Origin of the sequence: Sphingomonas trueperi (genome assembly GCF_040545665.1) — a bacterium.
Lineage (GTDB): Bacteria > Pseudomonadota > Alphaproteobacteria > Sphingomonadales > Sphingomonadaceae > Sphingomonas > Sphingomonas trueperi_B.
In genome coordinates this window covers 418952-444231 of the sequence record NZ_JBEPMH010000002.1, presented here as the reverse complement: position 1 = coordinate 444231, position 25280 = coordinate 418952, and the positions used below count along the sequence as shown (strand labels likewise).

Annotated in this window: 30 protein-coding genes and 1 tRNA gene; 20 read left to right on the top strand and 11 right to left on the bottom strand. The window is 67.2% G+C overall.

Going from position 1 to position 25280, the window contains the following annotated elements; genetic code table 11:
* Positions 1–177 precede the first annotated feature (177 nt).
* The 9 genes from secY to ABIC65_RS09335 all read left to right on the top strand — a co-directional run bounded on the left by secY (position 178) and on the right by ABIC65_RS09335 (position 8583).
* The gene (secY, locus tag ABIC65_RS09375) at positions 178–1539 is read left to right on the top strand and encodes a preprotein translocase subunit SecY (RefSeq protein WP_354308264.1); all 1362 of its coding nucleotides are present in this window, start codon (positions 178–180) and stop codon (positions 1537–1539) included.
* A 30-nt stretch (positions 1540–1569) separates the two neighbouring features.
* On the top strand, positions 1570–2223 hold the full coding sequence (locus tag ABIC65_RS09370; protein ID WP_354308263.1) for an adenylate kinase: 654 nt from the start codon (positions 1570–1572) through the stop codon (positions 2221–2223).
* 717 nt (positions 2224–2940) lie between these two features.
* Entirely contained in the window at positions 2941–3309 is a 369-nt protein-coding gene (gene rpsM, locus ABIC65_RS09365) for a 30S ribosomal protein S13 (protein WP_010545744.1), read from the top strand.
* 79 nt (positions 3310–3388) lie between these two features.
* Positions 3389–3778, top strand: a complete 390-nt coding sequence (rpsK, locus tag ABIC65_RS09360; RefSeq protein WP_019368402.1) for a 30S ribosomal protein S11 — start codon at positions 3389–3391, stop codon at positions 3776–3778.
* A 99-nt stretch (positions 3779–3877) separates the two neighbouring features.
* A complete protein-coding gene (locus tag ABIC65_RS09355) occupies positions 3878–4945 on the top strand; it encodes a DNA-directed RNA polymerase subunit alpha (protein ID WP_168845183.1) in 1068 nt (355 codons plus the stop codon).
* A 223-nt stretch (positions 4946–5168) separates the two neighbouring features.
* A complete protein-coding gene (gene rplQ / locus ABIC65_RS09350; protein WP_019368405.1) occupies positions 5169–5591 on the top strand; it encodes a 50S ribosomal protein L17 in 423 nt (140 codons plus the stop codon).
* A 178-nt stretch (positions 5592–5769) separates the two neighbouring features.
* A complete protein-coding gene (locus ABIC65_RS09345) occupies positions 5770–5898 on the top strand; it encodes a hypothetical protein (RefSeq protein WP_354308262.1) in 129 nt (42 codons plus the stop codon).
* 50 nt (positions 5899–5948) lie between these two features.
* The gene (locus ABIC65_RS09340) at positions 5949–8090 is read left to right on the top strand and encodes a prolyl oligopeptidase family serine peptidase (protein WP_354308261.1); all 2142 of its coding nucleotides are present in this window, start codon (positions 5949–5951) and stop codon (positions 8088–8090) included.
* A gap of 16 nt (positions 8091–8106) precedes the next feature.
* Positions 8107–8583 carry a vgr related protein gene (locus ABIC65_RS09335; protein ID WP_354308259.1) on the top strand — a complete coding sequence of 159 codons (477 nt, stop codon included), beginning with the start codon at positions 8107–8109 and terminating at the stop codon, positions 8581–8583.
* Between the two features lie 139 nt (positions 8584–8722).
* Here the strand turns inward: ABIC65_RS09335 and ABIC65_RS09330 are convergent, their stop codons facing one another.
* Both ABIC65_RS09330 and ABIC65_RS09325 read right to left on the bottom strand, forming a co-directional pair.
* Complete coding sequence (locus ABIC65_RS09330; RefSeq protein ID WP_354308258.1) at positions 8723–9106, bottom strand: VOC family protein; 384 nt, start codon at positions 9104–9106, stop codon at positions 8723–8725.
* A gap of 14 nt (positions 9107–9120) precedes the next feature.
* Positions 9121–11868 (bottom strand): [protein-PII] uridylyltransferase, encoded by a 2748-nt coding sequence (locus ABIC65_RS09325; protein WP_354308257.1) that lies wholly within the window; start codon positions 11866–11868, stop codon positions 9121–9123.
* 253 nt (positions 11869–12121) lie between these two features.
* Between ABIC65_RS09325 and ABIC65_RS09320 the strand changes: the two genes are divergently transcribed.
* From ABIC65_RS09320 to ABIC65_RS09305, 4 genes are all read left to right on the top strand, one after another.
* Positions 12122–12583, top strand: coding sequence for a hypothetical protein (locus ABIC65_RS09320; RefSeq protein ID WP_354308255.1), 462 nt, complete (start codon positions 12122–12124; stop codon positions 12581–12583).
* 68 nt (positions 12584–12651) lie between these two features.
* Complete coding sequence (locus ABIC65_RS09315; protein WP_354308254.1) at positions 12652–13143, top strand: hypothetical protein; 492 nt, start codon at positions 12652–12654, stop codon at positions 13141–13143.
* Between the two features lie 86 nt (positions 13144–13229).
* The gene (locus ABIC65_RS09310; RefSeq protein ID WP_354308253.1) at positions 13230–13640 is read left to right on the top strand and encodes a glycine zipper 2TM domain-containing protein; all 411 of its coding nucleotides are present in this window, start codon (positions 13230–13232) and stop codon (positions 13638–13640) included.
* Positions 13641–13692: 52 nt separating this feature from the next.
* Positions 13693–14118, top strand: coding sequence for an OsmC family protein (locus ABIC65_RS09305; protein ID WP_121074363.1), 426 nt, complete (start codon positions 13693–13695; stop codon positions 14116–14118).
* A gap of 63 nt (positions 14119–14181) precedes the next feature.
* On the opposite strand, the gene ABIC65_RS09300 is transcribed toward ABIC65_RS09305, so the two are convergent.
* The 3 genes from ABIC65_RS09300 to ABIC65_RS09290 are packed head-to-tail and all read right to left on the bottom strand — an operon-like array spanning position 14182 to position 17275.
* Positions 14182–14913 carry a hypothetical protein gene (locus tag ABIC65_RS09300; RefSeq protein WP_354308251.1) on the bottom strand — a complete coding sequence of 244 codons (732 nt, stop codon included), beginning with the start codon at positions 14911–14913 and terminating at the stop codon, positions 14182–14184.
* An 11-nt stretch (positions 14914–14924) separates the two neighbouring features.
* Positions 14925–15671 (bottom strand): 23S rRNA (guanosine(2251)-2'-O)-methyltransferase RlmB, encoded by a 747-nt coding sequence (gene rlmB, locus ABIC65_RS09295; RefSeq protein WP_354308250.1) that lies wholly within the window; start codon positions 15669–15671, stop codon positions 14925–14927.
* The gene (locus ABIC65_RS09290; protein WP_354308249.1) at positions 15671–17275 is read right to left on the bottom strand and encodes a M20/M25/M40 family metallo-hydrolase; all 1605 of its coding nucleotides are present in this window, start codon (positions 17273–17275) and stop codon (positions 15671–15673) included. The genes rlmB and ABIC65_RS09290 overlap by 1 nt, the downstream gene beginning before the upstream one ends.
* A 122-nt stretch (positions 17276–17397) precedes the next feature.
* Between ABIC65_RS09290 and ABIC65_RS09285 the strand changes: the two genes are divergently transcribed.
* A tRNA-Tyr gene (locus ABIC65_RS09285) sits at positions 17398–17484 on the top strand.
* 64 nt (positions 17485–17548) lie between these two features.
* Here ABIC65_RS09285 and ABIC65_RS09280 read toward each other — a convergent pair.
* Entirely contained in the window at positions 17549–17749 is a 201-nt protein-coding gene (locus ABIC65_RS09280) for a hypothetical protein (RefSeq protein WP_354308247.1), read from the bottom strand.
* A gap of 180 nt (positions 17750–17929) precedes the next feature.
* Here ABIC65_RS09280 and ABIC65_RS09275 point away from each other — a divergent pair, with 180 nt between their 5' ends.
* A complete protein-coding gene (locus ABIC65_RS09275; RefSeq protein ID WP_354308246.1) occupies positions 17930–18106 on the top strand; it encodes a hypothetical protein in 177 nt (58 codons plus the stop codon).
* Here ABIC65_RS09275 and ABIC65_RS09270 read toward each other — a convergent pair.
* The 3 genes from ABIC65_RS09270 to rph all read right to left on the bottom strand — a co-directional run bounded on the left by ABIC65_RS09270 (position 18069) and on the right by rph (position 20048).
* The gene (locus tag ABIC65_RS09270) at positions 18069–18557 is read right to left on the bottom strand and encodes a transcriptional regulator (RefSeq protein WP_354308245.1); all 489 of its coding nucleotides are present in this window, start codon (positions 18555–18557) and stop codon (positions 18069–18071) included. The genes ABIC65_RS09275 and ABIC65_RS09270 overlap by 38 nt on opposite strands.
* Before the next feature lie 109 nt (positions 18558–18666).
* Positions 18667–19338, bottom strand: coding sequence for an RdgB/HAM1 family non-canonical purine NTP pyrophosphatase (rdgB, locus tag ABIC65_RS09265; protein ID WP_354308244.1), 672 nt, complete (start codon positions 19336–19338; stop codon positions 18667–18669).
* A complete protein-coding gene (rph, locus tag ABIC65_RS09260) occupies positions 19335–20048 on the bottom strand; it encodes a ribonuclease PH (RefSeq protein ID WP_125973949.1) in 714 nt (237 codons plus the stop codon). The genes rdgB and rph overlap by 4 nt, the downstream gene beginning before the upstream one ends.
* 90 nt (positions 20049–20138) lie before the next feature.
* Here rph and ABIC65_RS09255 point away from each other — a divergent pair, with 90 nt between their 5' ends.
* From ABIC65_RS09255 to ABIC65_RS09235, 5 genes are all read left to right on the top strand, one after another.
* Complete coding sequence (locus tag ABIC65_RS09255; RefSeq protein ID WP_354308243.1) at positions 20139–20723, top strand: DUF6438 domain-containing protein; 585 nt, start codon at positions 20139–20141, stop codon at positions 20721–20723.
* Between the two features lie 35 nt (positions 20724–20758).
* On the top strand, positions 20759–21802 hold the full coding sequence (hrcA, locus tag ABIC65_RS09250; RefSeq protein ID WP_354308242.1) for a heat-inducible transcriptional repressor HrcA: 1044 nt from the start codon (positions 20759–20761) through the stop codon (positions 21800–21802).
* A gap of 15 nt (positions 21803–21817) precedes the next feature.
* Complete coding sequence (gene grpE / locus ABIC65_RS09245) at positions 21818–22375, top strand: nucleotide exchange factor GrpE (protein WP_354308241.1); 558 nt, start codon at positions 21818–21820, stop codon at positions 22373–22375.
* A 231-nt stretch (positions 22376–22606) separates the two neighbouring features.
* Positions 22607–22819 carry a cold-shock protein gene (locus ABIC65_RS09240; RefSeq protein WP_121074399.1) on the top strand — a complete coding sequence of 71 codons (213 nt, stop codon included), beginning with the start codon at positions 22607–22609 and terminating at the stop codon, positions 22817–22819.
* Positions 22820–22902: 83 nt separating this feature from the next.
* On the top strand, positions 22903–23100 hold the full coding sequence (locus tag ABIC65_RS09235; RefSeq protein WP_121074401.1) for a hypothetical protein: 198 nt from the start codon (positions 22903–22905) through the stop codon (positions 23098–23100).
* Between the two features lie 10 nt (positions 23101–23110).
* Here ABIC65_RS09235 and ABIC65_RS09230 read toward each other — a convergent pair whose 3' ends face one another.
* The gene (locus ABIC65_RS09230) at positions 23111–23557 is read right to left on the bottom strand and encodes a DUF1003 domain-containing protein (RefSeq protein ID WP_354308240.1); all 447 of its coding nucleotides are present in this window, start codon (positions 23555–23557) and stop codon (positions 23111–23113) included.
* A 60-nt stretch (positions 23558–23617) separates the two neighbouring features.
* Positions 23618–25189 carry a hypothetical protein gene (locus ABIC65_RS09225; RefSeq protein ID WP_354308239.1) on the bottom strand — a complete coding sequence of 524 codons (1572 nt, stop codon included), beginning with the start codon at positions 25187–25189 and terminating at the stop codon, positions 23618–23620.
* Between the last annotated feature and the right edge of the window lie 91 nt (positions 25190–25280).

The window sequence follows — 25280 nt, the reverse complement described above, 5'->3', positions numbered from 1 at the left end:
CCGGTGACCCCAATGGATTCCGGCTTTCGCCGGAATGACGAGGGGGTGGGCGCAAGGTCGGGGCAACGCCCGGTTTCTTTCCGCGCCCGCAGCCATTAGACAAGCCGCGCACAACCCCTATATGCGACTCCGCAGGGCGGGGGAGCGCCCGTCACTTATCCGGGACGAAGATACGAAATGGCATCCGCAGCCGACCAGCTGGCCTCCAGCATCAATCTGGCGAAGTTCAGCAAGGCCACCGACCTCAAGAAGCGCCTTTGGTTCACCCTCGGCGCGCTGATCGTCTTCCGCATGCTGAGCTATGTGCCGCTGCCGGGCATCGACCCGACGGCGCTCGGCCTGCTTGCGCAGCAGACGCAGGGCGGCGTGCTCGACTTCTTCAACAACTTCACCGGCGGCGCGCTGTCGCGCATGTCGATCGTGGCGATGGGCGTGATGCCCTACATCACCGCGTCGATCGTCGTGCAGCTGGCGACCTCGCTGTCGCCGCAGCTCAACGCGATCAAGAAGGAAGGCGAGAGCGGCCGCAAGCGGCTGAACCAGTACACCCGCTACGGCACGGTGCTGCTCACCTGCGTGCAGGGTTATTTCCTGGTGCAGGGCCTCGAGGCGGCGGGTGCGGCCAAGGGCCTGAGCCCGGTGGTCGAACCCGGCCTGGCCTTCACCCTCACCGCGGTGGTCAGCCTCGTCGGCGGCACCATGTTCCTGATGTGGATCGGTGAGCAGATTACCAGCCGCGGCATCGGCAACGGCATCTCGCTGATCATCATGGCCGGCATCGTCGCCCGCCTGCCGGTCACGCTGGTCCAGCTGTTCGAGAGCGGCCGTTCGGGCTCGATCGACCCGCTGCGCCTGATCTTCGTGATCGTCGGCGTCGCGATCCTCGTGCTGTTCATCTGCTTCATGGAGCGCGCCCAGCGCCGCATCCTGATCCAGTATCCGAAGCGCCAGACCGCGCGCGGCGTACAGGCCGAGCGCAGCCACCTGCCGCTCAAGCTCAACACCGCGGGCGTGATCCCGCCGATCTTCGCCTCGTCGCTGCTGCTGCTGCCGCTGACGATCACCCAGTTCGCCGGCCAGTCGGCGGGCGACGGCTGGTGGGGCGAGCTGATCAGCAATCTGAACATCTGGCTGCGCCACGGTTCGCCGATCTACATGTCGCTCTATGCGGCCGGAATCATCTTCTTCTCGTTCTTCTACACCGCGGTGGTCTTCAACCCCGAGGAGACCGCGGACAATCTGAAGCGCTATGGCGGCTTCGTCCCCGGCATCCGTCCGGGCAAGAACACCGAGCTGTACTTCGACTATGTGCTGACCCGCATCACCGTGATCGGTGCAGCCTATCTGACCATCATCTGCCTGGTCCCGGAATGGGCGTTCTCCGCGATGAGCATCCCGTTCCTGATGGGCGGCACTAGCCTTCTCATCGTCGTCAACGTAACCATGGATACGGTGACGCAGATCCAGTCGCACCTGCTGGCCCACCAGTATGGCGATCTGATCAAGAAGGCGAAGCTGAAGGGCGGCCGCGCGCGCTGATCGGCGCGGCGGCACTAGGGGAGGTACCTGTTGAATATCATCCTGTTGGGTCCGCCGGGGGCCGGTAAGGGCACCCAGGCGAAGCGTCTCGAGACCGAGCGCGGCATGGTGCAGCTGTCCACGGGCGACATGCTGCGCGCCGCGGTGAAGGCGGGGACGCCCACGGGCCTGAAGGCCAAGGCGGTGATGGAGGCGGGCGAGCTCGTCTCCGACGCAATCGTCTCGGGCATCATCGGCGAGCGGCTCGACATGGCCGATACCGAGAAGGGCGCGATCTTCGACGGCTATCCGCGCACCTATGCGCAGGCGGAGTCGCTGGATGGGCTGCTCTCCGAGCGTGGCCGCCAGCTCGATTATGTGATCGAGCTGCTGGTCAACGAAGAAGCGCTGGTCGACCGCGTCGAGGGCCGCTTCACCTGTGCCAAGTGCGGCGAGGGCTATCACGACAAGTACAAGCTGCCCAAAACGGACGGCGTGTGCGACGTGTGCGGCTCGACCGAGTTCAAGCGCCGCCCTGACGACAATGCCGAGACGGTGCGCACCCGCATGGCCGAATACCGTGCCAAGACCGCGCCGATCCTGCCCTTCTACGAGGAGAAGGGGCTGGTCCGGCGAGTCGACGGCATGGCCGATATCGACGAAGTGACGCGGCAGATCGCCGCGGTGCTCGACGGGCAGGGATAACGGGAAGGGCGGGGGGAACCCCGCCCTTTTTTGATTTGGGGTGGTCGCTATGTCCGTTCCCGCCCCAGTTTCGGACATTGCCGTCTATTCGGCTTCCTCGTGTGCATCAGCCTTTGCGCGATCAGCGTTCGCACGCGCCTCTGACGGTCCGGTCTTAATGTCGTTCATATACCGTTTGATTTGAGGAATGCCCCCAAACCAAATGACAAGTAGGAGGGCGGGAATGAGCAACAGTGGAAGGTAGCTATCCATTCAGGTCCTATAGTATGCGAACGACCGCTTCCCACCACAAGCCGCCGTCATCCCGGCGAAAGCCGGGATCCATTCGCCACTCGGTTGCAGCAAAAGCCGATAGCGAGGCCCCAATGGACCCCGGCTTTCGCCGGGGTGACGATGTGGTGTGGGCGGCGATGCGTTCTTATCCGTGCAGCTTGGTGTTAGTCGATCCGCCCTATCCGAAACGGGACGCGCTTCGCCGCCGCACCCCTCGCCGCGCTTGGCCTGCCGGGAACCTTGCTATATAGAGAGGGTTCAGCATTTTCCGGCTCCGCGGCGCTTGACAGTTCGCCTGCGGCCCCGTATCTCGCCCAACTTCCGGAACAGTAGATTACGGCGGCGCTCCCTGCGTGCGTCGTGCCGCTGCATTTCGGAAGGCAACGCTACGAGATGGGGCGCCGCTGCCATGCAGTGCCTCGTGGAGCTGGGAGAATATATTTCATGGCACGTATTGCGGGTGTTAACATCCCGACCAACAAGCGCGTCGTCATCGCGCTGCAGTATATCCACGGCATCGGCCCCGCAAAGGCCAAGGAACTGACCACGCAGCTCGGCATCGCGCCGGAGCGCCGCGTGCAGGACCTGAGCGACCAGGAAGTGCTGCAGATCCGCGAAGCGATCGACGCCGGCTACACCGTGGAAGGTGATCTTCGTCGCCAGGTGGCGATGAACATCAAGCGCCTGATGGACCTGGCCTGCTATCGCGGCCTGCGTCACCGCAAGGGCCTGCCGGTCCGCGGCCAGCGCACGCACACCAATGCGCGCACCCGCAAGGGCAAGGCCAAGCCGATCGCCGGCAAGAAGAAGTAAGCAGCGCTCCCCAGCGCGCACTTCTTCCCCCGAGGCCCAGCGCCTCCAGGCACCAAGCTTCTAGGTCAGGAAATTCCAAATGGCACGTGAACCGCAGCGTATTCGCCGTCGCGAACGCAAGAACATCACCGCCGGCGTCGCGCATGTGAACGCCAGCTTCAACAACACCATGATCACCATCACCGACGCGCAGGGCAACGCGATCAGCTGGTCGTCGGCTGGCATGATGGGCTTCAAGGGCTCGCGCAAGTCGACCCCGTACGCCGCGCAGGTCGCCGCCGAAGACGCCGGCCGCAAGGCCGCCGAGCACGGCGTTCGCACCCTCGAAGTCGAAGTCAAGGGTCCGGGTTCGGGCCGTGAGTCGGCGCTCCGCGCGCTGCAGGCTGTCGGCTTCCAGATCACCTCGATCCGGGACGTGACGGCGATCCCGCACAACGGCGTGCGTCCCTCGAAGCGTCGTCGCGTCTGATACGTCCTGCTTGCACCGTGGGCCCTGAGGCGGGTCCGCGGTCTTGCAGTAAATACCTGGCGGGGAATGCCTCTTCCCCGCCCAACATGAGGAAAGCCCGTGTCGGTCAACGCTAAGAACTGGCAGGAACTCAAGAAGCCCAACGGCCTCGAGAAGAAGCCCGGTGGCGATCCCAAGCGGAAGTCGACGTTCGTCGCCGAGCCGCTGGAGCGGGGCTTCGGCCTCACCCTCGGCAACGCACTGCGGCGCGTGCTGCTGTCGTCGCTGCAGGGCGCGGCAGTCACCTCGATCAAGATCGAGAATGTGCTGCACGAATTCTCGTCGCTCGCCGGCGTGCGCGAGGACGTGACCGACATCGTCCTCAACGTGAAGCAGATCGCGCTCAAGATGCAGGGCGAAGGCCCGAAGCGTCTGCAGCTGTCGGCCACCGGCCCGGCGGAAGTGAAGGCGGGTGACATCGCGGTTTCGGGCGACATCGAAGTGATGAACCCCGAGCTGGTGATCTGCCACCTCGACGACGGCGCGACGCTGAACATGGAACTGACCGCTGACGTGGGTAAGGGCTACGTGCCCGCTACCGCGAACCGCCCGGCCGATGCGCCGATCGGGCTCATCCCCGTCGATGCGCTGTTCAGCCCGGTCCGTCAGGTGTCCTACAAGGTCGAGAACACCCGCGTCGGCCAGGAGCTCGATTACGACAAGCTCACGCTGACCGTCGAAACCGACGGCACGGTGACCCCGGAGGACTCGCTGGCCTATGCCGCGCGGATCCTGCAGGACCAGCTGGCGCTGTTCGTCCACTTCGACGATTCGTCGATCACCCGGGCAGCCCCGGTCGGCATGGCGCCGGCAGCGGCTCCGGCGGAAGGTGCTGCGGGTGATGCCGCGCAGATCAACCGCTATCTGCTCAAGAAGGTCGACGAGCTGGAGCTTTCGGTCCGCTCGGCCAACTGCCTCAAGAACGACAACATCATCTATATCGGCGATCTGGTGCAGAAGACCGAAGCCGAGATGCTGCGCACGCCGAACTTCGGCCGCAAGTCGCTCAACGAGATCAAGGAAGTCCTCTCCAGCATGGGCCTGCGCCTGGGCATGGAAATCCCGGGTTGGCCGCCCGAGAACATCGAGGAAATGGCCAAGAAGCTCGAGCAGGAGATCATGGGCTGAGCCTCGGGTCCGGGATTAGCGTTGCTAATCCCGGGCTGATCGCGAGGCCCGGCCGGCGGGGCCGAAGGCTCCGACCGACGACGCGGCTTTGCCGCGGCGGCCAGCCGACAAAGTTCGCTACCCTGTGAACTTTGGCAACTTAGGGTTTTGGGCGGTGGCCCTGATCGCACCGCCTGGTCTGGGGTTCCGTCGAACGGCCCCTTAACGAACGAAGGAAAGAACCATGCGCCATCGTGTAGGCGGTCGTAAGCTGCAGCGTACCTCGGCTCACCGTATTGCTCTGTTCCGCAACATGAGCGCCGCGCTCATCAAGCACGAGCAGATCACCACCACCGTCGCCAAGGCGAAGGAACTGCGCCCGTACGTCGAGAAGCTGATCACCCTCGCCAAGAAGGGTGGCCTGTCCAACCGTCGTCTGGCCCATGCGCGCCTGATGGACGACGCCCAGCTGGTGAAGCTGTTCGACGTGCTGGCCGCGCGCTATGCCGATCGCAACGGCGGCTACACCCGCATCATCAAGGCCGGCATCCGCGCCTCGGACGCGTCGCCGATGGCGATCATCGAGTTCGTCGACCGCGACGTCTCGGCCAAGGGCCAGGATTCGGGCCCGGTGATGTCGGACGAGGATTTCGACGAAGCCGCCTGATCGGCGCTTCGTTCGGATCGAACAAAGGGAGGGCGGTCGCTGGTGCGGCCGCCCTTTTCTTTTGCCCAGTTTTGCTTCCCCCCACCCAAGTTTCGTTTCGCTTGCAATCCTTCCGGCGCTCCCCATTTCCGCCGCCGAACAGGGTGCATCGCCTCGGCAGGCGGTGCTGGAGAACGACATGTCTCGCAAGTCCAAACGGGTGCGCAGGTCCGCGCCCATCGATGTCGGCGCGTGGATCGCCGCGCTGCTGGCGCTGTCGCCGCTCGCGGCCTTTGCCTGGGCGATCGAATGGGCCGGCTTTGCTTGAGCCGAGCGGCTGGCCTGCCTAGGGTAGGCGCATTCTCAGGGAGCCCTTGAATGCGCCGTGCATTGATCCTGCCGTTACTCTTCGCCAGCCCCGCCTACGCCCAGACCCCCAAGCCGGAGACCAATGCGCCGATGACCAAGTTCGCCTATCCCGAGACCCGCCGCGTCGATGTGGTGGACGAACAGTTCGGGGTTAAGGTCGCCGATCCCTATCGCTGGCTGGAAAACGACGTCCGCAATGACAAGGAGGTCGCCGCCTGGGTCGAGGCCGAGAACAAGGTCACCGACGCCTATCTGGCGACGCTGCCGGGCCGCGATACGCTCAAGGCGCGGATCAAGCAGCTATTCGATTACGAGCGGTTCGGCCTGCCCGATCAGAAGGGCGGCCATTATTTCTACGCGCATAACAGCGGCCTGCAGAACCAGGCGGTGCTGTTCGTGCGCGACGGGCTCAAGGCCGAGGGCCGGGTGCTGATCGATCCCAATGGCTGGTCTAAGGACGGCGCGACCGCGCTCGCCGAATGGCTGCCGAGCGAGGACGGCAAGCTGCTCGCCTATTCGATCCAGGACGGCGGCACCGACTGGCGCACGATCAAGGTGCTCGACGTCGCGACCGGCAAGGAGACCGGCGACACCGTCGGCTGGGCGAAGTTCACCATGGGCGTGGCCTGGGCCAAGGACGGCAGCGGCTTCTTCTACTCGCGCTATCCCGAGCCGCCCGCGGACGCCAAGTTCCAGGCGCTCAACGAGAATCACCGCGTCTATTTCCACAAGCTCGGCACGCAGCAGAGCGCCGACCGGCTGGTCTACGAGACCCCGGCGACGCCCAAGCAGAGCCATTATGCCGGCATCACCGACGATGGCCGCTACCTGGTGATCACCACCAGCGAGGGGACCGACAACAAGAACCTGGTCCATATCGTCGACCTGAAGGACCCCGCCTGGAAGGCGAAGACGGTCATCGGCAAGCTCGAGCATGACTGGTCGGCGATCGGCAATGTCGGCACGAAGTTCTGGTTCGCGACCGACGACGGCGCGCCGCGCCAGCGGATCGTGACGATCGACCTCGCCGACCCCGCGCTGACCCCGCACGAGGTGGTGCCCGAGCAGAAGGAGACGCTGGCCGGCCAGTCGATCGTAGGCGACCGGCTGATCCTCAGCTACATGGTCGATGCCGCCACCGAGGTGCGCCGCTACACGCTGGACGGCAAGGCCGACGGCACGGTGGCGCTGCCGGGCATCGGCACCGCGAGCGGGTTCGGCGGCCATCCGCACGAGGGGGAGACCTTCTTCGCCTTCACCAGCTTCAACTATCCGACGACGATCTTCCGCTACGACGTGAAGACCGGCAAGGCCGAGCCCTGGGCGCAGCCGAAGGTCGCGTTCGACCCGCAGGACTATGCGGTCGAGCAGCGCTTCTACGCCTCGAAGGACGGCACCAAGGTGCCGATGTTCATCGTCCGCAAGAAGAGCGTCACCGGCCCCGCGCCGACGATCCTCTACGGCTATGGCGGGTTCAACATCCCGATCACCCCGGGCTTCTCGGCGGGCCGGCTGGCCTGGCTGGAGCAGGGCGGGGTGTTCGTCGTGGCGAACATCCGCGGCGGCGGCGAGTACGGCAAGGCGTGGCACGACGGCGGTCGCCTCGCCAACAAGCAGAATGTGTTCGACGACTTCATCGGCGCGGGCGAGTTCCTGATCCGGGAAGGCATCACCGGCAAGGGCCAGCTGGCGATCCAGGGCGGCTCCAACGGCGGCCTGCTGGTCGGCGCGGTGACCAACCAGCGCCCGGACCTGTTCGCCGCGGCGCTGCCGGCGGTGGGCGTGATGGACATGACCCGGTTCGACCGGTTCACCGCCGGGCGCTACTGGGTCGACGATTACGGCTATCCGTCGAAGGAAGCCGACTTCAAGCGGCTCTATGCCTATTCGCCCTATCACAACATCAGGAGCGGCGTGGACTATCCCGCCATCCTGGTGAGCACGGCGGATACCGACGATCGCGTGGTGCCGGGGCACAGCTTCAAGTACACGGCGGCGCTGCAGCATGCGCAGATCGGCGACCGCCCGCATCTGATCCGCATCGAGACCCGCGCCGGGCACGGCTCGGGTAAACCGACCGACAAGGTGATCGAGGAAACCGCCGACCTCTGGGCGTTCGCCGCCAAGTGGGCGGGGCTCGCGATCAAGTAGGCAGGGGAGGGCGGCCATGTCCGGCGACGACCCACGACAGGGCCGCCCCCTCACCGACGCCGAGCGCGCGCTGGCGCGCGGCATGTTCGGCGATGCGATCGACCTCGATCCCGTGCGGATCTATCGGCGCAAATGGTTTCCCTTCCAGCCGCGCAACGTGACGATGGCGCCGCGCGGGCATCTCCACTTCCACCCCGCGGGAGATGCCTATCGCGAGTGCTTCGCCAGCGCGGGGCTGGCGCTGCAGGGGCATCTGATCCACGAGCTGGTCCATGTCTGGCAGCACCAGCAGGGGCTGAACCTCGTGCTGCGGCGACACCCCTTCTGCCGCTACCACTACAGCATCAAGCCGGGCTGGACGCTGGCGCGCTACGGGATCGAGCAGCAGGCGGAGATCGTCCGGCACGTGTTCCTGCTGCGGCAGGGGACAACAGTGCCGGGGGCACCGCCGCTGGCGACGCTGGAGAGCATCCTGCCGTTCGGGACGGGGTAGGGGGTGAATGGTGGAGGACACGCCCACCCCAGCCGTCATCCCGGCGAAAGCCGGGATCCAGTCGCCGCTCCGCCTGAGCAAGAGCCGCGACGGAGACCCCAATGGATCCCGGCTTTCGCCGGGATGACGATGGTCAGGATTATTCCGCCGGCGGTTCCCACAGCTCGATCGGGTTGCCCTCGGGATCATGGATGCGGGCGAAGCGGCCGGTTTCCGGCGTGTCCCACTCGGCGCGCGTCTCGATCGCCACGCCAGCGGCATTGAGCTGCTCCAGCAACCCGTCGAGGTCGATCACCCGCAGGTTGAGCATCACCTGCTTGTCCGCGGCGAAGTAGCTGCTGTCCGCCTGGAAGGGCTGGAAGATGACCCCGCCGGGCTCCGGATACCAGAACCACGGGCTCGCCTGGCCGCTGGGATCGGTGCCGCAGCCGCCGCCGACGCCCAGCATCTCCTGGTACCAGCTCTTCAGCCCTTCCGGATCCTGCGCGCGAAAGAAAAAGCCGCCCAGCCCCACTACCGGCATGTCCGTCCCCCCGATCAGGCGGCCTGGGCGATCTCCTCGCCGGCCGCGGCCTCCAGCAGACGCCGCTCGATCGTCTTGAGTCGCGACGTCGAGCTGATCTTATCCCCGATCAGGTCGGTAAGATAGAAAGTATCCACCGCGCGCTCGCCGTACGTGGCGACATGCGCCGAATGGATCGTCACCTTCGACTGGAACAGCGCATTGGCGAGGCTGTAGAGCAGCGCCGGCCGATCGCGCGCGTTGACTTCGATGACGGTGAAGCGGTTCGATGCCTTGTTGTCGATGAACACATTGGGTTCGATCGAGAAGGCATCCGCACGCAGCCGCACCGGCGCCTTGGTCTTGAGCCGTTCGGAAAGCCGCGCGCGATTGGCGAGCGCATCGGCGATGCCGGTCTTGAGCCGGGTGAGCCGCGCTTCCTCGTCGAAGGGCTGGCCGAACGGGTCCTGGACCAGGAAATTGTCGAGCGCCATGCCATCGCGTGTCGTGTGGATCCGCGCGTCGATGATGTTGCCGCCGGCGACGTGGATTGCACCGGCGATACGGTAGAACAGGCCGGGATGATCGGCGGCATAGACCGTCACCAGCGTCGCGCCGCGATCGGGATAGACCTGCGCCTCGACGTGCAGCGTCGCGTCGCCCGCCGCCGCGACCATCGCCGCGTTGCGCTCCAGCACGTCGCTGGGCTCGGCGATCCAGTAGCTTTCGGTGAAGCGGCGCTTGAATGCCTCGAACCGCGCGGGGGGCCAGCCGAGGGCGGCGCCGAGTTCGTCCTGCTTGGCGGCGATCCGCTCGGTACGGCCGCGCTGCTTGTGACCGAGACGGAGGACCTCCTCCGCTGCTTCGTACAGCCCGCCCAGCAACTGGCGCTTCCAGCCGTTCCACACGCCGGGGCCGACCGCGCGGATATCGACCACGGTCAGCGCCAGCAGCATGCGCAGGCGCTCGGCGCTCTGCACCTGGGCGGTGAAATCGAGGATGGTCTTGAAATCGGCCAGGTCGCGCTTGAACGCGGTGGCGGACATCAGCAGGTGCCAGCGCACCAGCCACGCCACCATCTCGGTCTCGCCGGGCGTGAGGCCCAGGCGCGGGCAAAGCCGCTCGGCGACTTCGGCGCCGAGGATCGAATGGTCGCCGCTGCGGCCCTTGGCAATGTCGTGGAGCAGCACCGCTACATAGAGCGCGCGGCGCGAGGTGAGCTGGTGGAGGATGCCGCTGGCGAGCGGATGGTCTTCCTTGAGCTGCCCCTTCTCGATCTTGCTGAGCAGCCCGATCGCGCGGATCGAATGCTCGTCCACCGTATAGTGGTGGTACATGTCGAACTGCATCTGCGCGACGACGCGGCCGAAGTCCGGCACGAAGCGGCCGAACACGCCGGCCTCGTTCATCCAGCGCAGCACCGTTTCCGGATCGCGCGGTGAGGTCAGCACGTCGAGGAACAGCGCGTTGGCGCGCGGATCGGTGCGGACGTCATCGACCAGCTTGGCGTCGCGGGCGGCGGCGCGCATCGCCAGCGGGTGGATCTCCAGCTCGTGCAGGTCGGCGAGCGCGAACAGCTCGATCAGGCGGACGGGGTCTTCGCGGAAGAAGGTGTCGCGCGGCAGCGCCAGCCGGCCGCGCTCGAGCACGAAGCCCTTGAGCTTGCGCCGCCCGCGCCACAGCGCCGGGAAGCCGAAGCGGCGGCCGCGCGCGGCGAACTTCTCGTCGAGATGGGCGAGGAACACGCCCGTGAGGTCGCCCACCACCTTCGCCTGCAGGAAATAGTAGCGCATGAAGCGCTCGACCTTGGACATGCCCGGCCGATCGGCGAAGCGCATCCGCTCGGCGATCTCGCGTTGGACGTCGAAGGTCAGCCGGTCCTCGGGGCGGTTGGTGATCAGGTGGAGCTGGCTGCGCACCGCCCAGAGGAAGTTCTCGGCGCGGCGGAACTGGCGATATTCGGCGGGGGTCAGCAGCCCGGCCTCGACCAGCTCGGCGGGCTCGCGGACGTTATAAGCGAACTTGCCGATCCAGAAGAGCGTGTGGAGGTCGCGCAGTCCGCCCTTGCCCTCCTTCACATTGGGTTCGACGACATAGCGGCTGTCGCCCATCTTCTTGTGGCGGGCGTTGCGCTCCTCGAGCTTGGCGGTGATGAAGCCGCGGGCGCTGTCGGCCTGGATCTCGGCCTTGAAGCGCTTCGCCGCCTCGTCATACAGGTCGGTGTCGCCCCAGACATAGCGCGCCTCCAAGAGCGCGGTGCAGACGGTGACGTCGGCCTTGGCTTGGCGAACCATCTCGTCGAGCGAGCGCGACGAATGCCCCACCTTCAGCCGCATGTCCCACAGCGAATAGAGCATCGATTCGATCACCTGCTCGCTCCAGCCGGTGACCTTCCACGGGGTGAGGAAGCCGATGTCGATGTCCGAATGCGGCGCCATCTCGCCGCGCCCGTATCCGCCCACCGCGATCAGCGTCATCCGCTCGGCGGCGGTGGGATTGGCGTTCGGGTGGAGCCGCTCGACAGTGAAGTCCCACAGCAGGCGCAGGATCTGATCGGTGAGGAAGGCGCCCGCGGCGGCCGCTTCCAGCCCGCGTGAGGGATGTTCGGCGAGGCGACGGGCAATCTCCGCCTGGCCGGCGGCGAGGGCGGCCTTGAGCTCGGTGGCGCCCGCCTGGCGCAGCGCGGCGGTGTCGCGGGCCTCCAGCGCGGCAAGGCGTTCGGCGACGGCACGGCGATCGATCAGGGCGCGGCGATGGGGCACGGAAGCGAAGCGGGTGGGCATGCGAGTCAGATAGGAGGATTTGGGGGGAAGTTCACGCGGGAAGGGAGGGGGAAGAACGATTTAAGCCCCTCCCCTTCAGGGGAGGGGTTTGGGGTGGGGCGTGACCGAGAAGCGAAGTACCGGTGGATCCGACATGCCCCACCCCAACCCCTCCCCTGAAGGGGAGGGGCTATTGCTTGCCGCGCCGTTCGGGAACCAAACACACGCCGTGTGGGTAGGGCGGGGCAACCTCCTGCGGAGACGCCGTTTGCCCTTGAAGACCTGCTCCATCGCCGCGACGCTGCTGCTCCTCGCACCGCTGGCCGCCTGCAACAGCCCGCAGGCCGACGACAATGCCGTCACGGCGAACGTCGCCTCTCCGGTCGTCGCGACGCCCAGCCCGACACCGACTCCCAGCACCGCGCCGGTGACAAAGGACGAAACCCCGCCGCATTCCGCCGCGAAGCAGTGCCGCTTCGAGGTCGACGGCAAGACGCTGCTCGACGGCCGCTGCCAGGTCTATCCGATGGGCGACGGCGGCTACACGCTCAACACCTGGAGCGCCGGCAAGCCCGTCCAGTCGCACTTCGCCGTGGTTACCACCCGCGCCGACGGCAAGGCCGATGCGACCTGGAATGCCGATCCGAACGACGACAAGGCGGGCGACCCGCTGGGCACCGTCACCCGCAAGGACGGCTGCTGGGTGAACCAACGCACCCGCATTTGCGCCCGCTGATCGCGCATCGCGCGGAACACGCGCACATCCCGGCCCGTTGACCGTACCGTAACCGAAAGGAGATTTCGATGGCGACCGAAAGCAAGACGCCCAAGACCATCACGCCGCGGAAGCGCACGCCCAAGGCCGCGACCACGGCTGCAGCCGCCGACACCAAGGCAGAGCCCGCGGCCGCCAAGCCCGCCCCAAAGGCGCGCCCGAAGCGCACCCCTAAGGCAGCCGCGCCGGCGACCAAGGTCCGCAAGCGTTCGTCGCTGGGGCGGACCGGCATCGCGGCGATCGCCGCGGCCGGGCTGGGTGCCATCGGCGCGATTGCCTTCGGTGCGCTTTGGACGCGCCGTGCGGCATCGGAGCCCGGCACCGTGCCGACGGACCTGATGGGCGACAGCCACCCCGATGGCAGCCAGCGCGCGATCGAGCAGTTCCGCCCCGATCCCACAGCGTCGATCCCGGCAAACGAGCGGGAGGCCTTTGCCCCGGCGCTGGCCGGTGGCTCCGCCCCGACGCTGGTTGCCGGCCAGGCCGACGAGCTTCGCCGCAACGACGCAGCACCTTCCTGATCCTCCCCGGATCGGCACGGCCGCGCAACCTTCCGCCCGGCCGCGCATTGCCCACGCACATCAACATGGATCAGGAGAGAGACCCGATGCGCATCTTCGCTTTGAGCATGGTCGCTGCGGCGACGCTGGTTTCCGGTTGCGCCGAAGGCGGCTACGGCCCCGGCTATGCCGGCGGCGGCGGTTATCGCCAGTATGATTATAACCGACCGGACCCGGCCTATAACGGCTATTATGCCGACCGCTATTATCGCGAGGATCAGCGCGCGCGCGAACGCCGCCTGTCGCGCAACGACCGCGTCTATCGCGGGCAGGACGGTCGCTATTATTGCCGCCGGAATGACGGCACGACCGGCCTGATCGTTGGCGGTGTCGCGGGCGGCGTGCTGGGCAACCTCATCGCGCCGGGCGGATCGCAGACGCTGGGCACGCTGCTCGGCGCGGCGGCGGGTGCTGCGGCGGGGCGTTCGATCGATCGCAACAACGTCACGTGCAAGTGATAGGATCGGGCCGGGGTCGATTCCCCGGCCCGACCATTTCCAGGAGTCTGCCATGACCACCCGCACCGCCACCGCCCGCTACACCGGCTTCGGCAAGGCCGGCAAAGGCCAGCTGACCAGCCCCTCGGGCGTGCTTGAGGCGACGCCCTACAGCTTCAACACGCGCTTCGGCGACGAGAAGGGCACCAATCCGGAAGAGTTGATCGCGGCGGCGCATGCCGGCTGCTTCACCATGGCGCTGAGCTTCGCGCTCGCCCAGGCGGGGTTCAGCGACGGCACGCTCGAGACCACGGCCGCAGTGAAGCTGGAGCAGGACGGCGACGGCTTCACCATCACTCGCTCGGACCTGAAGCTGCGCGCCGAAGTGCCCGGCATCAGTGAGGAGCAGTTCGAGGCGCTCGCCAAGGGCGCCGAGGCGAACTGCCCGGTGTCCAAGCTGCTCAAGGCCCAGATCGCCCTGGAGTGGGAACTGGCCTGAACCCTATCCCCAAAGGGGTGTGGAGAGGGCGGGCGGGTGCCGGTGCACCCGCCCGTTTTCGTATCAGCGCAACGGCGCCACGCGCAACGAGGCCATCGGTGCGTCCTTGGTGCGGGTATTCACCTTCCAGGTGATTACCTTCTCGCTGCCGACGGTCTCGGCGCCGGCCTCGTTGTTCTGGCTGATCACCTCGGCATCGGTGGTGAGGGTGAAGCTGCCCTCCATGCGATCGGCTGCCGCCGCACCGTCGGACAGGCCGGCGCCCATGCCGCCCAGGCCCGCGGCCTCGCTCTTCTGCCGGGCGAAGCCTTGCGCCTTCACCCGCAGCGCATCCTTGCCGCGCAGCTCGATCGCGATCCAGGGCAGGACGATCTCATTGTCCTGGTTGTAGGGGTAGACGAAAGCGTGATCGAGCACGCCCGACAGCGCGAAATCGACGTAGAAGATGCCGTTGCCGCGATATTCGACACTGCGATAGCCCGCTTCCTTGGCGAGCTCGACCGCGAGCTTGCGATATTCCTCGTCGCGCTTCGCCTGCTCCGCCGCCTTCACCTTGGCGGGATCGGCCGAGCCGTTCTTGCCCTTCTTGGCCCCTTCTTCCTCGCCGATCTTCATGAAGTCGCCGCCCAGCCCCTTGAGGTCGATCGCGACCACCTCGCCCTTGTAGGTGAAGGTGAAGCTGCGATCGCGGTGGATGGTGAGCGCGGAATCGAATTTGCCGGGCACGAACAGGCAGCTCGCCAGTACCAGCGGGGCGAGTACCACCAGCGCCAGCGTTCGCAGCATCCTGGTCATGCGTATGCTCCTCAGCCGCGCGTGTTCACCGCGTAGAGCGCCACGGCTGCGGCGTTCGACACGTTCAGGCTTTCCACCTTGGGCGAGATCGGAAGGCGGGCAAGCTGGTCGCAATGCGCCTCGGTGTTCTGGCGCATGCCTTCGCCCTCGGCGCCGAGCACCAGCGCGACGCGGCCTTCGCCCATCACTTCGCCCAGCGTCGCCTTGGCATGGCCGGTGAGACCGACCCGCCAGAAGCCGGCCTCGGCAATCTCGTCGAGTGCGCGCGACAGGTTCACCACGCGGACCCAGGGCACCACTTCCAGCGTCCCCGCCGCCGAGCGGGCGAGGGTGCCGGTCTCGGGCGGTGCATGTCGGTCCTGCGTCACGATGCCCAACGCGTCGAACGCTGCCGCCGAGCGCAGGATCGCGCCGACATTGTGCGGATCGGTCACCTGGTCTAGCACCAGCAGCGGGCGCTTGTCCTCGGCGCCCTGCTCCAGCAGGTCGCCCAGCCAGATCTCCTCGAGCGGATCGACTTCGGCGACCAGCCCCTGGTGCGGCGCATCAGAGGGCACGAGGCGGCCGAGATCGGCCGCGTCGGCATAGGTGATCGGAATGACCGGGGGCAGGTCCAGCGCCGACAGCGCCTCGCGCGTGCCCCAGATCTTGCGCACCGTCCGCTCAGGGTTCGCGAGTGCCGCGAGCACCGCGTGGCGGCCGTAGAAACGCGGCCGCGATGCTGGGGCTTGGCTGGGACGATGGCCTCGACGTTTCATCAGTGTGCGGACTCCGGGAAATTGTAGAACTGATCGGCCGGGGTCGGCGCGGTCGCAAGCGGCGCGCGCGGCAGCGGCTGATCGCTGTTGGCGGCGTTGATCAGGAATGCGGCGAGGATGGTTGCGCCCTGGCGCATATCGTCGGCCTTCAGATGATCGAACGTGTCGACGTCCGTATGATGCACCATGGAGCCATAGTCGAGGGGGTCCTGGATGAACTGGAACGCCGGGATGCCCACCGCGTCGAAGAAGACATGGTCGGTGCTGCCGGTGCGTCGCGCAGAAACCTGCGTTGCGCCCATGGCGTGGAACGGCGTGAACCACTGCTCGAAGATTGGCATTACCGCGGTGTTGCCCTGCGCGTAGATGCCGCGGATCTTGCCCGAGCCGTTGTCGAGGTTGAAATAGGCGGCGAGCTTGGCGTGGTCCGGGCCGGGCGTGATCGGGAAGGCGCGGCTCCAGGTCATGTAGCGGACGGTGCCCGTCGCGCTGGGATCGACCGGGCGCTTGGCGATGTGGGCCTCGACATAGGCCATCGAGCCGAGCAGGCCCTGTTCCTCGCCCGCCCATAGCGCGAAGCGGATCGCGCGCTTGGTCTTGATGCCCGAGGTACGGATGATGCGCGCGGCTTCCATCACCATCGCGCTGCCGGCGGCGTTGTCGGCCGCGCCGTCGCCCATCGCCCAGCTGTCCAGATGCGCGCCGGCCATTACATAGCCGGCCTTGGGATCGGTACCTGGGATGTCGGCGAGAATGTTGTAGCCCTTGGTGTCGCTGTCGTCGAAGCGGTTGACGGCATCGATCTCCAGCGTCGGCTTGGCGCCCATCTTGGCGAGGCGGGCGAGGCGGCGATAGTCTTCGGCCGCGATCTCGATGCCGGGCAGCGTGCCGGACTTGCCGACCTGGAACTGGCTGTTCTGGCCGTGGACCAGCTTGCCGTTGCGGCTGGACATGATCGCATAGCCGATCGCGCCTTCTTCCTTCAGAAAGGCGTCGCGCTTGCCCGCGAAGGTGTAGCGCGCGGGGTTGAACGGGCGCTCGCTCTCACCGTTGGGCAGGTCGTAGAAGTCGCGCTTGGCCATCTCCTCGACGCTCCAGCGCTTGAACGGCGCTTCGGTGGGATCCTCGATGTCCTTGGGCTCGGTGATCAGGACCAGCTTGCCCTTCAGCTTGCCCTTGTACTGCGCGAAGGCGGCCGCGTCGGCGAGCGGGGCGAGGATGACCTCGCCGGTGATCGCGCCGTTGGTGCCGGGCGTCCAGGGCAGGGGGGCGGCGATCAGCTGGAGCGGGCGGGGGGCGACCATCCGCACCGCCAGCTTCTCGTTCGACCAGCCGCGACCGAACTCGAAGCCTTCCTTGTGGACGTTGACCAGACCCCATTCGCGGAACTTGGCCTGGGTCCAGTCCTCGGCCTTGCGGATGCCGGGCGAGTTGGTGAGCCGCGCGCCGATCACGTCGGTGAGATACTGTGCGATTCGCATCACCTCGGAATGGTTGGTCCCCTGGTCGATGACGCGGTCGGTCGGGCTCGTCTGGATCGTCTGGGCGGCGATCGGTGCGCTGGCGAGCAGCGCGGCGGTGAGAGCAAGGACGGTGCGACGCATATGTTATCCCCCCAAAAAGTGAAGGCGGGACGCTATGCGCGCAAAAGAGTGCACGCAAGGCGTTGACAGGCCCGCTTCGCTTCGGCATTGGGCCCACCTCGCTCGCAAGCGGCGGTCTCCATGGATAGGTGGCCGAGTGGTTAAAGGCAGCAGACTGTAAATCTGCCGGGCTTCGCCCTACGGTGGTTCGAATCCATCCCTATCCACCACCGCCGCTGCGAGCGATCCTCCCCTCAGGATCGCCAAGCTGCATGCGCCCGGCAAGGGGCGCGATCAGCGCTTCCCGTACAGCGCCAGCGTCCGGTCGCGAAATTCGATCAGTTGCAGAAGATGGTCGAGCTCGCAGATCTGCGATGCCGGTGCGCCTTCGCGGATGGCCGTTTCGATCTGGTCGAGCAGATAGCGTGCGCTGTCGCTGCCATGGGTCAGGTAAATGGCTTCGGCGCGCTCCAGGAGCGTAGAAAGCGGAGTCACAGGCCTTCCTTGCGGCAAAGCTCAGCAATATCCAAAATGGACATAGTGGCGCAATGCACAAAGACTTGCGATCCTGTTGGTTGGCACACTAGGTGTGTCCCGCGTCGGGATTATTCCTGACTTGTCCACGCGTACCCGAAAATCCAATACGGATATAAAGATACGCGAGATTTTGAAACAATGGACGAACGGGGCGCAGGTATCGAGACGGTGTGCACGCACCTGGTGGACGCGATCGCGCTGCTCGACCTTCTGGGCGAGGATGCCGAAGCGGCCAATATCTCACTGTCGCTCGAGCGGCTGACGACCAAATATGGGGTTACGGCGTCGGCGGGTGTGCTGCGCGATCCAGGATGAGGTCGAAATAGCGGTCCAGCGCCGCGCCCGTTTTCTCGGTCAATTCCAGATAGGTGAAGCGCCGGTCGGTCGCGAGGCTGCGCTTGTGGATCATGCCGCGCCGGGCGAGCGCGTTGATCCAGCGCAGCGCCGTCGTGGTCGGCACGCCGGAGGCGGTGCAGGCCGCCGAGGTCGACACGTCCTTGCCGTCGGCGCGGCTGACATAGAGCGTCAGCAGGATATTGAACGCCGGGTCGGCGAACAGATCCTTGGCGACTTCGCGTTCCAGCAGCGTGCGTCCCCAGAGAATCATCCGGGCGAGTTGCAGCCGCCCGAACGAACCGGCCCGCGATTCGCTGGCGGAGGCAGGGGCCTCGCCGGCGAACTGCGTGAAAAGCCGCTTGATTTCGCTCAGCCGCGCATCGACTTCATCGAATAGTTCGGTGCCGCGCACCCCCAATTTGTCCTCCATCGTCGCCCGTGCTTAGGCAGCGATCGTTACTCGATCAACATATGGACGTCGTTAGGATAGCTTAAACCTTCGATGCCATGAATATCGTTGCAGCCGAAATAGACCCGCCTCAGAAGACCGAGGCGACCAATTGGCGGAATGCATCGGCGCGGTGGCTCATCGCATGTTTCGCGGCCGGCTCCATTTCGCCAAACGTTTCCGCATGCCCGAGCGGTACGAACATCGGATCGTAGCCGAAGCCCTTTTCACCGCGCGGCGGCCAGACGAGTTCGCCGTGCACGCGGCCCTCGAACCATTCGACATGGCCGTCCGGCCAGGCGAGCGCCAGCGCGCAGACGAAATGCGCGGCGCGGCTTGTCTCGGGGGGCAGCGCCGCCAGCTTGTCCTCGACCCGCTGCATCGCCAGCCCGAAATCGCGCCCCTCGAACGGCGAAACGGGTTCGAGCCCGTCCATCCCCGGCGCGGCCATGCCCCAGCGCGCGGAGTATATGCCGGGCGCAAGGCCCAGCGCCTCGACGCACAGCCCCGAATCATCGGCAAGGGCAGGGAGCCCCGACAGGTCCGCCGCCTGCAGCGCCTTGAGTTCGGCATTGGCGACGAAGCTGGTGCCGGTCTCCTCAGGCTCAGGCAGGTCGAGCTCAGCGGCCGAGACCGGCTCGATCCCATAGGGACCGAGCAGTTCGCGGATTTCGCGCACCTTGCCTGCATTGTGGCTGGCGATCACCAGCTTGCCGGGCGCGAGCTTGCGGATCGCCTGGGGCGTGTCGCCCTCGCCGCTCATCCCACCGCCTTTAGCTGGGCGTCGAAGATGCGGGCACAGCCGATCCGAGCGAGGCGGAGCAGGCGCAGCAGGCCTTCCTCGTCATAGGTCGCGCCCTCGGCGGTGGCCTGCGCTTCGGCGATGTTGCCGTTGGCGAGCAGCACGAAGTTGGCGTCCGCGTCGGCCGACGAATCCTCGGGATAGTCGAGGTCGAGCACCGGCGTGCCCTGGTAGATGCCGCAGCTTACCGCCGCCACCTGGGTGGTGATCGGATCGGTAGCGATCGCACCCTCGGCCATCAGCTTGTTGACCGCGAGCCGCAGCGCCACCCAGGCGCCCGAAATCGCCGCGGTGCGGGTGCCGCCATCGGCCTGGAGCACGTCGCAATCGAGCGTGATCTGGCGTTCGCCGAGCAGCTTGAGGTCGGTCACCGCCCGGAGGGAGCGGCCGATCAGCCGCTGGATTTCCTGGGTGCGGCCGGACTGCTTGCCCTTGGCCGCTTCGCGCTGGCCGCGGGTGTGGGTGGCGCGGGGGAGCATGCCGTATTCGGCGGTCACCCAGCCTTCGCCCTTGCCGCGCAGGAACGGCGGCACGCGCTCTTCGACGCTGGCGGTGACGAGCACGCGGGTGTCGCCGAAGCCGATCAGCACCGATCCTTCGGCGTGGCGGGTGAAGTTCGGCGTGATGGTGATTTCCCGCATTTCGTCGGGGGCGCGGCCGGATGGGCGCATGCGATTCAGTCTCCCTAAAGATCGAGCCGGGCACCTAGACCGTGGCGGCGCGTTGCGCCAGTCTTGCACGATAAGGGGAGAAAGACACGCATGCGCCTGTTGGTTGCACTGGTTTGCGGCGGAGCGATGCTCGGCGGCTGCATTCCGCAGGTGGCGCCGCCCGAGGGGTCGTCGCGCCCGGCGCCCGCCCGGCCGTCCCGCCCGGCGCCACCGCCGCCGCCCGTCAGCAGCGGCGTTCCCGCGGGCCCATCCGCACCGATCGTTCGCGGCGAGATGATCCGTTATGCCACGAGCCCCTGCGGCGGCGCCTGCCCGGTCTATTCCGTCACGGTGCGGCCCGACGGGACCGGCACCTTCGAGGGGCAGCGCTTCACCGCGGTGACCGGCGCGCGCGACTTCCGGGTGTCCCCGGCGCAGTATGAGGCGTTCCTTACCCGGCTCGCACCCTATCGTCCACGCAGCGGCAGCGTCCGCACCGCACCGGGCTCGCCGAGTTGCGGCCAGCATGCCACCGACATGCCGAGCGTCGAGGTCCAGTGGGACGGGAGGGCAGGGCACCGCGCGCTCTCCTATTATTTCGGTTGTGACCGCACGCGGAGCCCCGGCGTCGCCGACGCGCTGGGTTCGGCGCCCGATCTGCTGCCGATCGCCGGCCTGATCGGCGCGCGGCCTTGAAGCAGGGGCGCCCGACCGCCTAGATAACAGACACCATGATCACGCCGCCGATCCACGAGCTGACCGACCGCGCGCGCGACGTGTTTCGCATCGTGGTGGAATCCTATCTCGACAACGGCGCGCCGGTGGGCTCGCGCACCATCTCGCGCATCTCGGCGCTCAACCTGTCGCCGGCGTCGATCCGCAACGTGATGCAGGATCTGGAGGAGCTCGGCCTGCTCGCGGCGCCCCATACCAGCGCCGGCCGGATGCCGACCGAAAGCGGGCTGCGCCTGTTCGTCGACGGAATGATGCAGGCGAGCGAGCCCTCGGTCGAGGAACGCGCGGCGATCGAGGCCCGGGCCGGGGCGGGTGGTCCGGTGGAAGACGCCATCGCGGGCACCACCGCGGCGCTTTCCGGGCTGTCCGCGTGCGCCGGGCTGGTGCTGGTGCCCAAGGCGGAGACGGTGCTGCGCCAGTTCGGCTTCGTACCGCTGAGCCAGGACCGCGCGCTTGCCGTGCTGGTCGGCGAGGACGGCTCGGTCGAGAACCGGGTGGTCGAGCTGCCCGGCGGGGTCGATCCGATGTCGCTGCAGCGCGCGGCCAATTACATGAGCGCCACGCTCGCCGGGCTGACGCTCGCCGAGGCGCGCGGCCGGATCGAGCGGGAACTCCGCCAGCAACAGGCTGCGCTCGACGCCGCCGCGTCGGAGCTGGTCGAGCGCGGCCTGGCGGTGTGGAGCGAGGATAGCGGCCGCCGTCCGGTGCTGATCGTCCGCGGGCAGGCCCGGCTGATCGACACCGGTGCCGCCGAGGATCTCGACCGCGTCCGCCAGCTGCTCGACGAGCTGGAGGGCAAGGAGGAGATCGCCCGCCTGCTCGATAGCGCCCGCGAAGGCGAGGCGGCGCGGATCTTCATCGGCTCCGAGAACAAGCTGTTCGCGCTTTCCGGCTCGTCGGTGATCGCCAAGCCGGTCCGTTCGCTGGACGGTCGTGTCGTCGGCGTCGTCGGCGTGATCGGCCCCACCCGGTTGAACTATGCCCGCGTCGTGCCCATGGTGGATTTCACGGCGGCCACATTGGCCCGTTTGCTGGCCTGAAGAAAACAGGGAACCATGTCCGAGAACATCGAAAATACCGAACCGACCCAGGGCGAAACGCTGCGGGAAGAGACTGCACAAGCCGCGCCGGAAGTGGCCGAGCAGGACCGTGTCGCCGAGTTGGAGGCGCAGCTGGCCGAGGCCAAGCAGGCGCATCTCTACGTCCAGGCCGACATGCAGAACCTTCGTCGCCGCACCGAAAAGGAAGTGGCGGACGCACGCGCCTATGCCGCGACCAGCTTTGCCCGCGACATCCTCTCGGTCGCGGACAATCTCGGCCGGGCGCTGCAGGCCATTCCGGCCGAGCTCCGGGAAGACGAGAAGATGAAGGGCCTCGTCACCGGCCTGGAGGCCACCGGCCGAGAGCTGGAGGCAATTTTCAGCCGTCACGGCATCTCCAAGGTGGTGGCGCTGGGCGAGGCGCTCGACCCCAACAGGCACCAGGCGATGATGGAAATGCCCGTCGCCGACAAGGAACCCGGCACCGTGGTGCAGGAGATCCAGTCCGGCTACATGATCAAGGACCGGCTGCTCCGCCCGGCGCTCGTCGCCGTCGCCAAGAAGCCCGACTGACCGGCCTTCGCCCCGCTCCGATACGGGGCGGGGCCTCGCCTCGCAGGCCCGGCATCCCGCCGCAGTTCCGGTCGCCGCCATTGCATTCCCTTCCCAATAGGCCCACATAGGGCAGGCTGAAGTCGCAAATCGTTGGTCTCTGGTGCTTTGCGGCTCCGTTTTCCTTCCATCCCTGCCCTGAAGCGCGAGGTCCGCCCGCACGGGGCGCGCCGACAATGTAAGGAAAACACCATGAGCATCACTGGCACCGTCAAGTTCTTCAACGCCGACAAGGGCTATGGCTTCATCGCGCCGGACACCGGCGGCAACGACGCCTTCGTCCACATCACCGCGGTGGAGCGCGCCGGCATGATCACGCTGCAGCAGAACCAGCGCGTGACCTACGAACTGGAAGAGGATCGCCGCGGCAAGATGGCGGCGGTCAACCTCCAGGCGGCCGACTGACCTGAACCCCAAGACGGCGGCTCCATCCGGGGCCGCCGTTTTCGCATGTCCCTCCCTCTTTCCCCAGCGAGGCACCCCCGCCGATGACCGAAATCGAACTGTTCCGCGCCCGTGCCGACGAAGCCGGCAATGCCGCCGCCGGCTGCGATCTCGACAATGTCCGCGAGCGGCACCTCCGGTCCCAGGCGGCCTGGGAAGCGATGGCCGTCCGCGCCGAGCGGGTCGCCACCCAGCGCGCGCTCAACGAGGCCGAGAAGGAAGCCCGCGCCGTCGCCTTCTGAGGCGACCGGATCAGCGCGGCGCCCGGACCTCGACCAGCCGGGCAATATCGGCATGCAGCGAATCGATTTTCGCGTGCAGCTCCTCGATCTGCGCCTCGGCGCGCAAGTTGGTCTCATAATCGAGCCGCGCCTCGAGCCGGTCCTTCGCCGCCTGGCGGTTCTGGCTCATCATGATGATCGGGGCCTGGAGCGCGGCGAGCATCGACAACATCAAGTTCAAGAAGATAAACGGAAACGGGTCGAACGCGTGCGCGGCCAGCACCACGGTGTTGACCAGCGCCCAGGCGCCGAGAAACACCCCGAAGCCGATGATGAACCCCCAGGAGCCGCCGACCGCCGCGACCCGATCGGCGAGGCGTTCGCCGAAGGTCAGGCGTTCGTCGAACACCGCGTTGAGGTCCCGCGACGCACCGCCGATCCGGCGCAGGTCGTTCAGGAAACGAATGGCTGCATTCATGGTACACCTCACTGCCGACCGGCCCCCCGGGGCCGGCGCGAGTGACGTGACCCAGCAGGATCAGTTCAGCGCGGCGGCCCTGGCAGGCGCGGTCGGTCTACTTTGATCGTTACTGGGCATGGTTCCTTCTCGGATCCGTTGGCGTTTGGACGCACCCCTGGCGCGTGCCGGGGGCGAGATGGGCGCGTCGGCCGGGGGTGTCAAGCCGGGGGCGGCGGGGCCCGTCCCGGGATGCGACGAAGCGCCCTTCTTACCCCCCTCCCGCTTGCGGGAGGGGATGGGGGAGGGTGTGTGAGGGTGGCAGGCAGTGGGGGTGCTGGGGGGTGACTCCGATGCAAGCTGCGGTGTGTCCGCTTCCCTATCGCGCTTCGCTTGCGACCCTCTCTCACCCTCCCCTAACCCAGGTTCAGGTAAACGATGCCCCGCATCGCTTAGGTCAGGCCGGGGGCCTGACCGACCTGAACCTCGCAGGCGGGAGGGGGACTTGGCAGGCTCGGCTTCGCCCTCGCTTTTTGCCTCCCCCCAGAGCGGCACGCCGTGCGCGTCGACCTCGATCACGTCCACGCCGTCCGCGAAGAACGCATCGCGCTCCTGCGCCGCCGCGACCCGCCGGGCCTCGCGCGCCGCGCGCAGCGGGCCTTCCAGCACCTCCAGCTCCTCGGGCGACAATTCGCGCGCATAGTCCGGCTCGCCATAGTCCCCGAACTCCTCGCCGTAGAAATCGTCGGGTGGCGGGAAGCTGGTGCGCCATTCGCCGCGGTCGCTGTCGCACCAGACGGGCTCGCCGTTCGGATTGTCGCGCGCGCTAAGTTGCCAAAGTTCACGCTCGCGCGCGTTTTCCGCCGGGGCGGGCGGCGGCGCGAGGACGAGCAGCCCGGCCGTCTCGGCGCGCGCCCATTGCTCGGCGCTCCAGCCGCGCCGCTGCGCCGGATCGAGATCGCCCACCGCCACGCCTTCGCGCGCATCGGCGCCGGTGCGCAGCCAGGCATCGGCGCGGGCCAGCGCGCGCACCGCCGCCAGCTCGTCCGCCGCTTCCGTGCCCATGCCGCCCGCGCCGCCCGCCCGCCGCGCGAGGAACAGCCCGGCGCGCGCCGCCCCGCCGTCGACCGCGACCAGCGCCAGGAACTGCTCGAACTCGCCGGCGACCAGCCGCGCGGCGGCATGGTCGGCGGGGCCGCAGTCCTGCTCGGCCAGCCGGTCGAGCCGGTTGAGCATGTGCATCGCCAGCCGGTTGTCGTGGCGCTGGCGGGTGACGGTGGAGCCGTCGGGCTGGGTGATCGTGTCGACCGAGCCGTGCATCGCGCGCTCGAGCAGCCGGTCGGCCAGATGCTCGCGCGCGAGCAGCAGCGCCGCCTGCCAGCCGAGCGCGAACGCCGCCCCCGCCGCCGAGCGGCGCAGCGCATAGGCCGAGCTGGTCGACATGCCGAGCGCGGCGCAGCTGTTGGTGATGGTGTGCCCCTCGGCCAGCATCTGGAGGAACTGGCGCTGCTTGGCCGGCGTCCAGCCATCGTGCCGTTCGCGCCGGGCGGGGAGGCCGCCGCCGAAATCGATGCGCGGCTCGATCATCGTGTCGAGGCAGAACAGGTCGTCGGCGTCGGGGTGGACGGTAAGCGCGTCGGGATCCGGGATCATCGAACGTCTCCTGGTTGCAGGCGACTCTCCAGATATGCCGGATCGGATGCTGTAGGAAAGCGATTTGTTATCGATTTGTTCTGCTGAGCGG